This window comes from Stutzerimonas stutzeri, assembly GCF_002909485.1.
In the GTDB taxonomy this organism is placed as follows: Bacteria; Pseudomonadota; Gammaproteobacteria; order Pseudomonadales; family Pseudomonadaceae; genus Stutzerimonas; species Stutzerimonas stutzeri_AH.
The window spans coordinates 567,523-582,491 of the sequence record NZ_PPXG01000001.1; the positions used below are offsets into that span (position 1 = coordinate 567,523).

Annotated in this window: 13 protein-coding genes; 8 read left to right on the forward strand and 5 right to left on the reverse strand. The window is 59.1% G+C overall.

What is annotated here, in order from left to right:
- Window positions 1-59: 59 nt before the first annotated feature.
- On the reverse strand, window positions 60-968 hold the full coding sequence (folE2, locus tag CXK91_RS02490; protein ID WP_103454804.1) for a GTP cyclohydrolase FolE2: 909 nt from the start codon (window positions 966-968) through the stop codon (window positions 60-62).
- 152 nt (window positions 969-1,120) lie between these two features.
- Between folE2 and CXK91_RS02495 the strand changes: the two genes are divergently transcribed.
- Window positions 1,121-1,591 carry a transcriptional repressor gene (locus CXK91_RS02495; protein ID WP_181003900.1) on the forward strand — a complete coding sequence of 157 codons (471 nt, stop codon included), beginning with the start codon at window positions 1,121-1,123 and terminating at the stop codon, window positions 1,589-1,591.
- A 4-nt stretch (window positions 1,592-1,595) separates the two neighbouring features.
- Here the strand turns inward: CXK91_RS02495 and hisI are convergent, their stop codons facing one another.
- Window positions 1,596-2,036 (reverse strand): phosphoribosyl-AMP cyclohydrolase, encoded by a 441-nt coding sequence (hisI, locus tag CXK91_RS02500; protein WP_256055664.1) that lies wholly within the window; start codon window positions 2,034-2,036, stop codon window positions 1,596-1,598.
- A gap of 256 nt (window positions 2,037-2,292) precedes the next feature.
- Between hisI and CXK91_RS02505 the strand changes: the two genes are divergently transcribed.
- The 7 genes from CXK91_RS02505 to CXK91_RS02535 are packed head-to-tail and all read left to right on the forward strand — an operon-like array spanning window position 2,293 to window position 10,430.
- Window positions 2,293-3,132 carry a YebG family protein gene (locus CXK91_RS02505; RefSeq protein WP_256055666.1) on the forward strand — a complete coding sequence of 280 codons (840 nt, stop codon included), beginning with the start codon at window positions 2,293-2,295 and terminating at the stop codon, window positions 3,130-3,132.
- Window positions 3,133-3,163: 31 nt separating this feature from the next.
- Entirely contained in the window at window positions 3,164-5,293 is a 2,130-nt protein-coding gene (locus CXK91_RS02510; RefSeq protein WP_103454807.1) for a TonB-dependent receptor, read from the forward strand.
- Between the two features lie 2 nt (window positions 5,294-5,295).
- Entirely contained in the window at window positions 5,296-6,213 is a 918-nt protein-coding gene (locus CXK91_RS02515; RefSeq protein ID WP_256055668.1) for an ABC transporter substrate-binding protein, read from the forward strand.
- Entirely contained in the window at window positions 6,210-7,202 is a 993-nt protein-coding gene (locus CXK91_RS02520; protein WP_103454808.1) for a FecCD family ABC transporter permease, read from the forward strand. Before CXK91_RS02515 ends, CXK91_RS02520 begins: the two co-directional genes overlap by 4 nt.
- Before the next feature lie 53 nt (window positions 7,203-7,255).
- On the forward strand, window positions 7,256-8,029 hold the full coding sequence (locus CXK91_RS02525) for an ABC transporter ATP-binding protein (protein WP_181003901.1): 774 nt from the start codon (window positions 7,256-7,258) through the stop codon (window positions 8,027-8,029).
- 26 nt (window positions 8,030-8,055) lie between these two features.
- Window positions 8,056-9,405, forward strand: a complete 1,350-nt coding sequence (locus CXK91_RS02530; RefSeq protein WP_103454810.1) for a CobW family GTP-binding protein — start codon at window positions 8,056-8,058, stop codon at window positions 9,403-9,405.
- Window positions 9,402-10,430, forward strand: coding sequence for a WD40 repeat domain-containing protein (locus CXK91_RS02535; RefSeq protein ID WP_103454811.1), 1,029 nt, complete (start codon window positions 9,402-9,404; stop codon window positions 10,428-10,430). Before CXK91_RS02530 ends, CXK91_RS02535 begins: the two co-directional genes overlap by 4 nt.
- 155 nt (window positions 10,431-10,585) lie before the next feature.
- On the opposite strand, the gene CXK91_RS02540 is transcribed toward CXK91_RS02535, so the two are convergent.
- Genes CXK91_RS02540 through CXK91_RS02550 form a run of 3 tightly spaced genes read right to left on the reverse strand, consistent with a single transcriptional unit; the run spans window position 10,586 to window position 14,579 of the window.
- The gene (locus CXK91_RS02540) at window positions 10,586-12,625 is read right to left on the reverse strand and encodes an LTA synthase family protein (RefSeq protein ID WP_103454812.1); all 2,040 of its coding nucleotides are present in this window, start codon (window positions 12,623-12,625) and stop codon (window positions 10,586-10,588) included.
- A gap of 47 nt (window positions 12,626-12,672) precedes the next feature.
- A complete protein-coding gene (locus tag CXK91_RS02545; RefSeq protein WP_103454813.1) occupies window positions 12,673-13,287 on the reverse strand; it encodes a hypothetical protein in 615 nt (204 codons plus the stop codon).
- A 59-nt stretch (window positions 13,288-13,346) separates the two neighbouring features.
- Window positions 13,347-14,579, reverse strand: a complete 1,233-nt coding sequence (locus tag CXK91_RS02550; protein ID WP_181003902.1) for a sialidase family protein — start codon at window positions 14,577-14,579, stop codon at window positions 13,347-13,349.
- Between the last annotated feature and the right edge of the window lie 390 nt (window positions 14,580-14,969).

The following is a 14,969-nucleotide window of genomic DNA, read 5'->3' on the forward strand; positions in this document are numbered from 1 at the left end:
TCCGTTTATCGATCAAATGCGCGCCGCACAGGCGCGGAAGTAGCCAAAAGCCGCCTCACTCAACTAACCGGCATGCTTGAACTGCTCGCCACTGCATCATGAGGATGCAAACTTTCAAGGTGCCGCACGCTCACGCTGTGATGCGGGTAGTCCTCAGCCACGGCTTTCTCGATGCGCCGAGCGGCATCCTCGACATACATCAGGTTCTGCCCGTTTAGTCGCGCAAACGCCTGCTCATCAGCGCGCTTGACGGCGGTCTGCACCGGCGTACCGAGGGCGGCTTCGATACGGTCGATCAACCGCAGCAGATCCAGGCGCTCTACATCGCCCGCGATGCGTACACGGACCTCCGCCACGCTGCGCTGACTATGGGGCGTGGCGAGCGTTGCATTGCGCTGCAGCCAGGCGGCGACTTCTGCAGGAGTGACGGTCGCTTCGCAACCGAAGCTGTCGAGAAATGCCTGTTCGATCAGCTGCCTGGTCAAGGCCGCGGAGCATGGACATGTCGAGGAATAAGCCACTTGGACTGACACCTCCAGCGACAGCTGCTGAGCCGCCCAGACAGCGTTGACGACAACCGGATAGGACTTCCAGCCACTGAGGCCTTCGGTCAGCAATGCCGGACGCCGGCACAGCAACGAAAAGGTCAAACCGAGCCGCGCACGGCTGGAATGGCAGTCCGCATGGCTGCCCACCATGCGCTCCAGCAATCCGGCCAATGCGCTCGGATTCAGCCTCTCCCGTGCCGCGAAATCGTCCAGGAGCCGGTACAACCGCGACATGTGTATGCCCTTGATGGTTGGATCGGGCAGGTTGACCTGAACGTCCGCTTGAGCATTCAGCGGATACGACACGCCGGGCTCGTCCAACATGATCGGTAAATCGATCGCGGCCATCCCTACCCACTCCAGTGAAGCATGGGTTGCGGACCGTTCGGTCATGGCTACGTCGGGTAGCAGAATGCTCATGGTCGTAAATCTCAGTCAAATCGGGCAAGGCTGCGTGTCGGCTCTTGGTTTTCAGGCGCACCGCTTAGTGCTGCGGCATCACCATTTAAATGGTATGTTATATTGTAACGTATATCTATACGGATCATTGCATGAACAGGCAAAGGCACAGAATGGTGGGCGAACGCCAGACCGAGCAGGTCGCGCTCGACGACGCAGCAGATGACCGGCTCGCGCAAAACGTCGCGCTTACGCCAATTCGACGCCAAGTGCTGATGCTGTTGCAGCGGCACCCGGAAGGGATCAAGGCCTACCATCTGCTCGCCATTATCCGAACCCTGAAGCCCAACGCGGCGCCACCAACGGTCTACCGCGCGCTGAACTATCTGGTGGCTCATGGCCTGGCGCACAAGATCAGCTGCATGAACATGTTCATCGCGTGTGATCGAAGTCAGCACCCACAAAACGATGTCGGCGTGTTCCTGGTCTGCCCACACTGCCATAGCGTCAAAGAGTTGCACGACGATGCAGCCTCGCACGCGCTGAACGAAGCGTTGGCATTAGCCGGCTATCGTCTGGATCGGAGCGTGATGGAGATTGGTGCTGTCTGCCCAGGTTGCACCCAAGCAAACGCGCCTACCTAACGACTCAACCCTCATTGCGGCTGCCTGCTGGTGTGGTATTAACCGGCGCCGTAACGACTTCTACGTTGCCTTGGCGAATGGCGTTATAGAAGCAATTGGGACGACCGGTGTGACAGGCAGGCCCGCTCTGGTCCACCAACAGTAATACCGCATCACCATCACAATCGAGTCGCGCCTCAAGCAGCCGCTGGCGATGCCCCGACGTCTCCCCTTTGCGCCATAGCGCTTGCCGAGAGCGGGACCAATAACACACCCAGCCACTGGCCAGGGTGTCCTCGAGCGCCGTGCGATTCATCCAGGCCAGCATGAGCACATCACCAGTGCCGTGCTGTTGCGCCACGGCGGCGATGAGCCCCGCCTCGTTCCAGGGCACCGCATCGAGTACTTGCTTCAGCGGCCGTCTCACGCCCAATAACGACTGTTCCAAGATCAGAAATTCGTTCATTCGCATCCCCATGCGCTCGTGAGAGCTGCCTATAGCGCAGCGCGCTAGCAACAGGCGCAATACGCTGCCGCCGGGCAGTCAGGAATCGATTCCTCTGCCGGTACAACGAGGCCACACTAAGCTAGTCATTCATATTGTTATGTTATAACATCCATATAACAAAACCCACCGGCCCGTTCAGAGCCTCTTCACTGCCCTGTATAACGCCGTCGTGGCACACAGTGGCAACGAGTCCGGCCATGGTAAAGCTGCATTTATGAGTACAACTTTCGCCTCATTCGAAGACAACTCCAGCATCAGGCGCGATTACGGCGAGGAGTCTACTGCTGTGCTTGGTGTTTCCACCCAAACGGCTCCAGTTTGGAATAATCGCGATGCCGCCTTCTATGCCCAACACCTCGCGGCGTCCGATTACCTGACCACCGTGGGCGATACGCTCCGTCGCCAAGTGGGCCTCACTGACCACCTGATAGACGTCGGCGCTGGATCGGGTTTGCTTGGCCGATCACTCGTAAATGATGGCGGCCATTGGAGAGCTTTGGAGCCCAATGCCTACATGCGTGGCTGTATCCAGACGCTAGCGGCGCAGTCGCCTTCTGTGCGCCTCACCTTGCACTCCGACCTTTGGCAAGACATCCCCACCCTGATGCTTCCACCGGCTGACGTGGTGTTGTGCGCCAACATTCCCGTCGATTCGGGGCAAGCCGTCGCGTTTGTCGAAGCCACGCGACCACTGGCCAAACGCACGCTGATCTGGAATCTGCCCGCCCAGCAAGGACCTCGCACTTATTGCCTCTCTGGGTTCTTACCACCCTCTCTGCATGGCAGTGATTGCACGCCGGGGTATTTGCTGGCACTCGAAGAGTTGGGTGAGCGGCTGCGTCCGGACGCCGTTCACTTCACTCAATGGCATTTCTCCACGATCTTTCCGACCTATGCCGATGCGCTGGCACATTTCCTCGAAAAACTGCCCCCGCTTGACGAAGCACGTCGGGAAGAGCTCGAGGCATATCTGAACGAGCATCTGAAGGAAGTTGGCAACGGCTGGCTGGCCCGTGCGCCAAAAGTCGCCGCAAGCCTCATCTGGCAAAACTGATTCGAAAATCCAAAGCCCCAGGAATAATGAAATGCGTGCTGTGCGCCTTACCTCCACCGCCCTTGCTCTGCTCGGCACGACAATCATGGCTCTGGCGGACAATGGGAATGTACTTAAACTCGACTCGGCAGTAGTCAGCGCGCCCCGTGCCAACGAATCGATTGCCGACATCACCTCAACAGTGCAAGTCATCGACAGTGAGCAGATCCAACGCTCATCGGCGCGCAGCCTTACCGATTTGCTTGCCGAGAATGCGGTTGGCTTTTTCAGCGAGTGGACGCCCGGCCAGACCTCCATCAACATTCGAGGCGGCTCCACCGATGGCCAGGGACGGGACTTCCGCAGCCAGGTCACTGTGCTGGTGAACGGCCGCCGCTCGGGCACAGCCAACATTTCCAAGCTATCGCCAGCGCAGGTCTCACGCATCGAGATCATTCGCGGGCCGGCTTCGGTGATCTATGGCAGCCAGGCCATAGGAGGCGTGATCAACATCATTACCCGCGACGGCCAGAACGTCAGCGGCAATGGCGCCACCTTGCAGACCGGCTCCTGGGGGCTTGGCCAGGGCTCGGTTTACAGCAGTGGTATGTTCGGCGCGATGGACTACTACATAGGGGTCGACGCGGGTCGGCGTGACGATTACCGCAGCAAGGACGGTACCCAGCAGAATACTGCCTGGAAGCGCCGGGGCGGATTGCTCGCGCTGGGCTTCGATACTGACTCAGACCAACGCCTGGAACTCACGCTGCGCTCGGACGGCATCTATGATGCTGGCTTCAGAGGCTCGCAGTGGGATTACGACAACTACGACAACCGCTACAACCAGTCCATCGAAGCGAGCTGGACGGCGGCGGTCGGTGACTGGATGAACTGGGCGGCGCAGGGGTACGCTTTCCGCGATGTCGACGATCTGCATTGGGGTTCAGAGCGGCTCAGCAGCGGAGCCCCCGGCTTCAGCAAGGACAACATCGAGCGCAAGCTGACCGGCTATGGCCTCAAGCTGACGCCACAACTGTTGCTGGGACCGAGCACCGACCTGTTGCTGGGCTTGGATCTCGAAAAGAGCAAATTGCGCAACGACCGCTTCCGCGTGTCGGTCAACGGTGCGACCACCAGCCAGGCCGCCCCTTACGACATCAACTCGGACGACCTTTCTGCCGCTCTCTACGCGGAGCTGATCCAGCGTCTGATGGACGACCGGCTTACGTTGCGAGCTGGTGCGCGGTACAGCTACGGTCGCTCAGCCACTGTCGCGACCCAATATTTGCCGCTGCTCGATGAGAGCACGCGCAGTTTCGATGAGACGACCTACAGCCTTGGCGCCGCTTTTCAGGCCCAGCCCTGGCTGAAGCTAAGGGCAGGTGTATCCACCGGTTTTCGTGCACCGCTGGCCGGCGAGCTGGCGGCGGACTTCACCACCACCAGTGGCAACCAGACGCTGGGCAACGCCAACCTGAAGGCAGAAACCAGCCTGCAGTTCGAAACCGGTTTAACCCTTACCGGTAGCGACCACTTCTTTGACCTGGCGGTGTTCCAGAACCGAATCCGTGACCGCATTGTCACCCGCCCGCTGACCAGCACGGTCGGCCAGTACAGCAATGGTGACGGTGACGCGGTGATCCGCGGCGTTGAAGCACAGTGGCAATACGACCTTGCTAGCGCACTGGCCCTGCAGGGCGACCAGCTACTGCGGCTGAATGCCAGCGGTGTCTGGAACTGGAATATGAAAGACGAAGGTGCTTCGCCCAACCTCACCGGCACTCACCGTGATGAGATTCAGCGCATGTACAGACATCAAGCCAGCCTTGGGATGACCTATGGCAAGCACGACCTTTGGGATCTGGGGCTGACGGCGATTCTGAGAGGGCCAATCTACTACCGCACCGAGGAAAAACTGCTGATACCGGCAGGCCAGCCGAATGCCAACTATGTGCATCGCAAGGATTCCTTCTGGGTTTTCAACCTGGGCGGTAACTACCAACTGACCCCCGACCTGGCGCTCTTTTCCGGAGTAAACAACCTGTTCGACATCGACCGTAGCTCGCTCTTCATTGCCAATGGAAACAACTCTTCGATCGCCGACCCAAACGCATCGAACGGCGGGCTGGGTAACAGCAATCCTGGACGCGAGTTATACCTCGGCGCGAACTACCGGTTCTGACGGTGCGCATCTGGATTGTCGTACCCGCTCTGCTGGGGATCCTGTTCGTCGTTCCGGGATACGCCGACGATGGATTCCCGAGAACAGTCGCGGACGCGCTCGGGCGCCAGGTCGAAATCCCGGCGAGGCCACAGCGGATCGTGGCGATTTTCGCCAGCAACGTGGAGATTCTCGATGGCATCGGCGCGGGCGACCGAATCGTAGGCGTCGAGTCCTTCACGCGCTATCCGCCACACATTGCCGAGCGCGCCAAAGTGGGCGGACGACTGGGGTTTTCCATCGAAGCGATTGCCCGGCTCAAGGCGGATCTGGTGGTGATGACGCCCGCTCGTCAAGCCGCAAACATGGTCGACCCGCTTCAGCGCATCGGCATCCCGGCCTTGGTGTTGAATCATCGTGACCTGAATATGGTGATGGAAAATATTCGCCTGCTCGGCACAGCGACCGGCAACGAGAGCGAGGCCGCGCAACTGATCGCCGGCCTGGAGTCGCGGATTGCGGCGGTTCGCCAAAGGCTTCAACGGCGCTCCCCGGTACGGGTCTATCTGGAAACCGCCGCGAGCGATCGCGGCACCTACTTGAGCGTACGCGACGGGACCTATACCGCGGACATCCTACGCCTGGCAGGCGGCAAGAACGCTCTTGCCGGCAGTACGCTCAGCCAGGTGGGCGGCGAATCGGTACTACGCGCAGCACCGGCGCATATCATTCTGGCAGGCCCGCCAGAGCGTATTGATACCCTGGCCAAACGGCCTGGGTGGGAAACCATCGACGCGGTTCGAGACGGCAAGGTTTCCGCGATGCCCAGCGCCCTGCTGTTGATTCCTGGGCCGCGAGTGGTCGACGGCGTCGAACAACTCGCCCGCCAACTGCACCCAGACGCCTTCGGCAAGCAAACCACGCCGAGTCCACGACCATGACCCGCGACCAGCGCTACCGCCTGATCTGCCTGCTGCCTCTGCCCGCAATTGCCATGGGGTTATGGCTCGGGCCTGAGCTGATCAATCCTGTCGACCTCGCACAACTATTGGGTGCGGCAGATTCACCATTCAGCCTGCTGCTTGTGCACTGGCGTCTTCCTCGGGTACTCGCAGCGTTTTGCGTCGGCGCCTGCCTGGGATTGGCCGGGGTGTTGTTCCAAGGGGTATTTCGCAACCCGCTAGCCGAACCCTATCTGCTCGGAAGCGCGCCCGGCGCGGCTGTCGGGGCGGCGATTGCACTATTGGTGCCGCTACCCCTGTCAGTCGCCCTCTCCTTGCCATTGCTCGCCTTCCTTGGTGCTTGGGGTGCAACGCTCTTGGTCCTTTCGATCACGAGATTAACGCGCATCACTGATACCAGCGGCCTGTTGCTGGCAGGCATTGCCGTAGCCGCTTTGCTCGGAGCGGTACGCAGCCTGATGTTGCTGGCACTCGCCGACGAAACGGTGAATCTTCAGGTTGTGCTGAGCTGGACCCTCGGCGGAATCCACACGCCGGATTGGTCGTCACTGGCCCTGCTGGCCTCACTGACGGCAGTGTCTGTGGTGCTGGCTCTCCGCCTGGCCCATGGCCTCGATCTACTCGGTCTGGGCGATCAGGTTGCGCAAAGCATGGGGCTCAACCCACGGGCCTTCGTTAACCGAGCCCTGATGCTCGCAGCGGCGATAACGGCCCTGGCAGTGTCCTGGGGCGGCCTGGTCGGATTTGTCGGATTGGTCGCGCCCCATGCGGTTCGCTGGATTCTCGGGCCTGCGCACCGGCATCTCCTGTTGGCAAGCGCCTTGGTCTCTGGTGCCTTGCTGGCGCTACTGGACGGCCTGGCGAGAGCCCTATTGCCCCCTGCCGAAATCCCCCTGGGCTTGCTAACGGCTCTGCTGGGCGCCCCGTTCTTCATATTGCTGTTAGTCCGCGCGAGGCCTTCGCCATGAAACCAGCGTGCCGTTTGTTAGCCGATGGCCTTTTTGTAGAACGGTCGGGCCGAGTGGTGCTGGAAGACTTCCGGCTGCAGTTGCAGGCTGGGGAGCTTTTGGTCTTGGTTGGGCCGAACGGATCGGGAAAGAGCACGGCCCTGCAATGTATGGCTGGATTGCTCAAGCCTAGTGCCGGAAAGGTACATCTGGACGGGCGGCTGATACCTGAGGTCGACCCACTGCAACGCGCGCGCCTGCTCGCCTACCTGCCGCAAGCATTCCGCAGCCAATGGGACCTCGACGTTGGTGAACTGTTACGCCTTGGTGCCAGCCGCGGCTTTGCCGCGCAACGGTCAGTCGCATCGATAACAGTGGACGACGAGCTGACAGCCTCGCTGGATATAGACCGGCTGCTGACGCGACGACTGTCGCAGCTCTCAGGCGGAGAACATGCTCGAGCGGCAATAGGATGGGCGCTGGCCGCAAGGTCGCCGATTCTGCTAGCCGATGAGCCGACGGCGGCACTGGATATCGGTCATCAGCTTAGCCTGATGCATTACTTGCGCAGATTGTCGCCCGCCTGTTCGATGTTGCTGGTGCTGCATGACCTAGGCCTGGCGATGCGTTTTGCCGACCGCATTGCCGTGATTGCCGGGGGGCATCTACTTGATGTCGGCACGCCTCGATCAATTCGCGCGTCCGGCAGCCTTGAACGTGCGTTTGATACAGAGTTTCACTGGGCACCGACACCTCATGGGCTCTATCCCGTCCCCCAACATGCGGGGCAAGACAGGGCCGACAAGCAACGAACCGTTAACGATCGACACGCCAATGTTATATCGTAACCGAAACTTTCTTTCGGAGACGCACCATGACATCAGTCGACAAAGTGCCTGTCACTATCCTCACCGGCTTTCTAGGCGCTGGTAAAACAACCCTGCTCAATCACATTCTAAGCAAGCAGCACGGCATGCGCATTGGCGTGATCGAGAACGAATTCGGTGAAATAGGCATCGACGACGCGTTGGTTATCAATGCCGACGAAGAAGTCTTTGAAATGAATAACGGGTGCATCTGCTGCACCGTGCGCGGCGACCTCATCCGCATCCTCGGCAACCTGATGCGCCGCCGGGACAAGTTCGACCACATCCTCGTCGAGACCACCGGCATGGCCGATCCCGGGCCAGTCGCGCAGACCTTTTTCGTCGACGACGAAATTCGCGAAATGCTGAAACTGGACGGCATCGTCACGGTTGTGGATGCCCACCATGTCCTATTGCACCTTGAGCAGAGCAATGAAGTCCGCGAACAGATCGCTTTTGCTGACGTCATCCTGCTAAACAAATCCGACCTCGTTGAGCCAAGTCAGCTCGAGGAGCTGGAAGCACGCATTCGCAAAATGAATGCCCTGGCGCAGATACACCGCACCGTCAACGCCGATATCGACATCCCCACGGTCATGGATCTGGGTGGCTTCGATCTGGACCGGGTCCTGGAGCAACGTCCGGATTTCTTGCAGAAGGAATATCCGTTCGAATGGGTCGGGGCCTGGCACTTGCCAGCAGGCGCCGTCGAGCTTTCCTACGGTGAGGGTCCGGATCCCTTCATCGGCGCGATGCTAATACCGCTGAGCAGCGACTCTGACGCCGACCTGGAAAAGGCGATCAGCATTGCCGAGCTAGCCTTCGGTCGCGAAGGCAAGCGCGCAACCGCCGGAGCGAAATGGGTGCCGGATCGTCGAGTCGTGAATCTCAAGGTTCCTGAAACCGGCGAAAGAACCGTAACGCTGCTGGTCCCGACAGATGGCTTCTACGCGCTGTTCACCGAACATAGCCCAGAGGAATTTGGCCTGAGGCTGCAGAAGTCTGGCGCTCGCCTTGAGCCGAGCAAGCATCGGGAGTTCGCTGCGGCCCATAGCCACGACGACGAGATCACATCAGTCGGCATTACGCTTGAAGGGGCTCTGTCGGAAGAGAAAGTTAACCGCTGGCTCGGCCCGCTGCTGGCCTCCAAGGGCCAGGACATCCTGCGCACAAAAGGCATCCTTAATATTGCCAAGGACAACAGACGTTTCGTCTTCCAGGCGGTGCATATGCTGCTGGACGGCGGGCCGGATCGCCCTTGGCAGTCCAATGAAAAACGCCAAACGGAAATTGTCTTCATCGGCCGTAACCTTGATCGGGACGAGCTGACGGCGGGACTGAAGGGTTGCCTGGTATGAATGATTCGGTACCGGTACATCGCCTGCAAAGCTTGTGGCAAGCCGAGGGCGAAGAGCATCTGAACAGCCTGTGCTGGTCGCCGGACGATACATTGCTCGCCGCGGCCTATGCCGACGGTTCGGTTGCCGTCTTCGACACACTCGATGGAAGCCTCATATGGCGTCAGTGCGTTCACGGGTTGGGCACCAGCGCGATGGCGTGGTCGCCGGATGGCGCGCTGCTCGCTAGTGGTGGGCAGCAGGGAGGCATCCGCTTATGGGACCCGCAGACGGGCGATACCTTGCGTACGCTCGATAGCGGTCGTAGCTGGGTGGAATTTCTCTGCTGGTCCGATGAAGGACTCCTGGCGTCTGCTGCCGGCCGACAGATCCAACTGTGGGACTGCGAAGGCTCGCTTCGCCATGCTTTAGATCCAACCGGAAGCACCGTGACCGGACTGCGATGGCTGCCTGACGGCACCCTGATGAGCAGCTGTTACGGCGTGGTCAACAGCTGGTCCCTAGAGCGGACGTCACCCACTCGGTTCTTTCCATGGAAGGATTCGCTGCTGAGTCTCTCGGTCAGCCCGGATAACCGGTTCATAGCGGCAGGCTGCCAGGACAGCTCGATCCATCTCTGGTACCTGCAGAGCGGCGAAGATTTTCAAATGAGTGGCTATCCGACCAAGGTCAAACATCTGAGCTGGAGCGCCGACGGTCGTTTCTTCGCAACGGGCGGCGGGCAGGACCTGATCATCTGGGACTGCGCCGGAAAAGGGCCGCAAAGTAAGGAGCCAGCCGTGCTACCGGTGCACTCCAAGCCCATCAGCTCGGTGCGCTTCAGTCACGCCGATACCCGTGTTGCCAGCGGTGGAGAAGATGGACTGGTATATATATTCGACCTCCAGCAAGGCGTTCCCCTGGCGGGGCTACTTGACGACTCCGGGGTAACCACGATGGCCTGGAGCCATGACGACAAGGTGCTGGCGATTGGCTACAGCTCAGGCCGAATACGGCTTTGCCCTGTTCCGGGTCACTCCGATTAACTGCCGACAGCGACCAACGTTGAACTGATGTGCGCCATACCGGTTCATCAGGGATGCGGACTTGAGCTATAGCATCGTCAGGTAGTGCATGGCGCCTGGGAGATTCCACGCAAAGAGAACGAAAGGAACCTGCAAGGATGTACCCGGCAGGATGTTCAGTCTTTTCTGACGTTTTGATAGAGCATGAGCCGCGAGGTTTCATGTAAGCCACGTGTCAACGCTTCCAAGCGCTTGAACTCCACCGGATGCTGGTCGGCAACGTTCTCCAAGGGCTCCTGCGAAGCGAGGTCGTGCAGGGTCGGCTGGCTGCCATCGTGCTGCATCTGTAGTAGAAAATCCTTGGTCACTCCGCCGATCAGAGGAAACGTTCCCTCCCTGAGAACCAGCGGAACCACTCGCTCGCCTTCGGGAGCCGGCTGCTGGATGTCGCGCCCCATGGCACCATTGCGATACTCCATTCCAGCCATGCCGAGCACGCTCGGCAGCAAGTCGACCAGGCCCACGGCTTCTTCTATTACTTTCGGCTCCAGCAACTTGGGCGCATGGATCAGTAACGGGACATGATTACTCTCAAGCCCGAGCTTCTCGAATGCTGGTGGCATGTGAGGGATCTGGCTGATACGGGTGTTGTGGTCGCCAAACATGACGAAGATGGTGTTGTCATACCAGCCGCCTTCCTGCGCGATTTCCATCAGCCGCCCGATATTGAAGTCCAGCAGGCGGACCGCATTGTATTGCGCCACGCTACGAGAACCTGCGCCCTGCACCGTCTCAAGCGGGAGATCGAGCACTTCGAAGCCATCGTTCTGCTTGGGGATGGTGAACGGTCGATGATTGCCAGCAGTCTGGATATAGGCAAAAAACGGCTTGCCCTCCTCTTGCGCCCGTAATATGCGGTCGCTCTCCTTGAACAGATCCAAATCGGAGACTCCCCACACATCCACCATGGGCGATTTCCAGTGTCGCTCTTCGAGCAACTGGACATCGTCGATGCTCTGGCGGATCAAGGCGTTCATATTGGCCCAGCCGGAGTTGCCACCAATCATGTAGTACTTGTCATAGCCCTGCAGGGCATTCACCAGGCTATGTTGGCGAGTGATCAGCGGGTTGCGGGTCGCGGTTTCCTGCCGTGAAACATCCGGTACTCCGGAAATACTGGCCCAGACGGTTTTCGCAGTGCCGGTAACGGGAACGTAGAAGCTCTTGAAGAACCAACTTTGCTTGGCCAGCCGATCAATGTTGGGAGTTGGATTTAGTGGATTACCGTAGGCGCCGACTGCGCTGGTTCCCAGCGACTCAAGCATGACGAAGACGACGTTCGGACGTTGGTCGCCGGCAATCGCATACGGCTGAGCGCCCTCCTCCCGGCTGAAATTCAGCGTACCGGCATCGGGGTGGTCGACGCCAAGGTAACGGCTGACGATGTCGTAATGGGCCTCGACCTGCTCCCGGTCATATGGTTGGTTGGGCACCTTGAGCGTGTCATAGAGGAAGATCACGGGATTCAGACCAAGCGCTGCAATCTGGTTGTCGCCAGAGAAGAAGGCGTCGCTCCAGCGTAGCGGTACGGGGTTTTCTAGGTTGAGGTTCTCGGTCCGACCGAGGATGCCCATGAAAACAACCACAACCATTGCCGCACTTCCCCAGGTCAGCGAAAGGCGACTGATCGGTTTGGCGGGGCGATCCAGCGTGACCCGTTCAAAGCGTACCAGTAGCGACCAAACCAGAGCCGTGGCCGCTACCCAAGCGAGCGTGATCCACACCACCGGATAGGTTTGCCAGACCATGTCGGTAGAGATCTGCGCGTCTTCGAGAAAGCGCAAAACCGTGGCATTGATACGCACGCCAAGATAGGCGTAATGCCCGAAGTCAATGATGTAAACCAGCAACACCGCACCAAGTGCCAACGCCAGGTAGAGACGTGCGAGCCAGCGAACTGCACGCGAGCGGGTCAGGTTCCATACGGGGAGCCATGCCAGCAGTGCGATAGGCAACATCAGCAGGATGGCCAGACGAAGGTCGAAACGCAGACCGATTCCGAGCGTCTCCGATACGGCTTCGATTTCGCTTAGCGCGCTGGTTTCAAACCCAGAGAAGCCAACGAAGAAAATTCCGCGCAACACTGCAAGCGCAACGAACAGAATTGCTACCGCGCCAAACCAGTAGTGCAAGCGCCGCGAGTGGAGCCAACCCATTATCCGAAACCTCAATTTATTGAATCGTCAAATATTGCAAGCCCGCCTCAGAGGCGCACCGGCTTTTTGGAATCCTGCTGTGCACTGAGCTGGCGCAGAAGCATCTTGGCGGCATAAACAGCCAGTGCACCTAGGCTGAACAATGCGATAAAGGGGTCAAGCAGATAGTCCCAATAATTAGGGGAAGGCTTGAGACCCAGACTGAAAGCCAGTGTTGCCAGGCCCAGCATGCATACCCCCAACCAGTTCTTCAGCGCCAACAAGCCCAAAGCAGCCACACCTATAAGCAAAATCAGAGGGCGTGGGCTGTAACCGAGCTGATAAGGATCAAAGTAGGCCATGCCCATTGTCGCCGGATAGAGAAAGAGCGACAGCCCGCCCATCAACAGCAACAGTTGAACGCGCGCACTTTGGCTTGGCGGTGCCACCAAGCGCATACGCACCGCTGCGAAAAACACCAGCGCGACCAGGGTCGTAATAGCTACGTCATCGGTGAAACTGCGCATGTACGCAGCCAGCGCCAGACCATCGACGGGAATGAAGCTGGCCGCGAGAAGCAACGCCAGGCCAGTCCCTTTGAAAAACCGGCTCAGACCGAAATCAGGAAGGACGACGAACGCGAGTAACGCAAAGGTGAGATGCGCTTGCCAAAGCTCAGGCATTAGAGCTGCTCCTCAAGCCAGGCATCATTGAAGCTGACGTGTTTGATGAAGGTGTTATTCTAGGAATAGACGAGATGGTAGAGGCCGTCAGCGCTGCGAATGAAGTACGGATACTCGTACTCGAAATCGCAGCCGTGGGCGCTACAAACTCGTCTATCCAGATTGGCCAGAAATTCGTCTACCAGCGGCAGGCGTTGAGCTCCGCTGGAGAGGCGGAACTTGTCACCGATGATTTCCCGGTATGCCTGTGGGCTGAACGGGTTGCCCTCCGGATCCGGCGATTCGTCAAGGTTGAATACCGGCTTCCAGAGCTCTAGGCCGGAGTTGGTTTCCATCAAGCGGAGGCGGAAGCGCCCATCCTCGAGATCGTTCAGCGCGACCAGCAGTCCATGACTTGGTGTGGCTACAGCTGCGAGCGCAGAGTTCGGATTGGAGGGATCAATAGGATAAGGCTCGCTCCAGGTTCGCCCTGCGTCCTCGGTACGACTGGCGAGTACTTTGTGGTGGGAGGCGCCTGCATACCGCAACATCGCGATGGCTCTTTGCTCATCCATCGGCACTACTGTGGGCTGCAGCGAATCCGTACCCTTGCTGATTCGACTTTTCCCAATGACGTCGCCGGCCGGGCTGATGTAGAGATACTCGGCAAACTTGCCCAGAAACTCATGGTAAACAGGCAGCCCGATTGTTCCGTCGCGATGGAATACCGGAGCGTTGCGTACGAGTGTGCTGATATTCAGGAATGGGGTGGTGATCAGTTGCTTCGGTATCGACCAGGTTTCGCCAAGATCGTCCGAGTACATCGCGTTGATAGCGCTTCCAGCCCAACCGCCAATCGATACTGACACGTAGAAAAGCCACAACTTGTTATCCGGAGCCAGCGCAATGACGGGATTTCCCAGCTTGCGTATGTGCTTCTGGGTCGCCTCCTGAGTCGACTCCCGCGTGGCCAGGATCAGCTCGCTGCCCCACTCTTGCGCAGTCGCATCGTACCGGGCACTCCGAATCTGCACATCCGCCGCGCCCTCTCTTGAGCCTGCAAACCAGACAGCCATCAGTCCACCGTCCGGCAAGGAAGTCACCGAAGACGCGTGCACGAACTCATTCAGATCAGAGGATGCGAAACGAGTGCTGTAGAACGGTGCGGAAGCATCGACCAGCCCGTCGTTTGAGTACACAACGAACCCAGAGACAGGTCGATCAGGATAAAACCACCAAGCGCTGGTGAAGACAGCCGCAAGAGCGATGGCAGACAGGCAAGAAGGAAGAAATCGGTACTTTCCAGAACTCATAGAAAAACCATGTCCATGTAAACACGCGACGCATCCAGCGCTTTGCAGGAAACGACGCGCTCAAGCCTCGGTGCAGCCGAGGTGTGGAGAAGCGCATTGGCTGGTTTCTACAAGGGTTGTACTCGACTTTTGGCAACTGGGAACGCAGGCCTTATTAAGGCGGCCGCCGATCATGGCCGAGCGAAGCAGCCAGCGCAACCTCTCAACTCCTGAGACGGTGTTGCCCAGTGCTTAACAGGCGTCACCCAGATGCAGGTCCGCCTGGAGCCTCCTGCGCGGCCATTCGGCCCTACCCCGGCACCTGCAACGTTCCTGACAAGTCGATGCGCACGGCTTCACGCATCTACCCGATAGCGAAATAACTGAGCCCGGCGAGGGTGGAGCTAGATG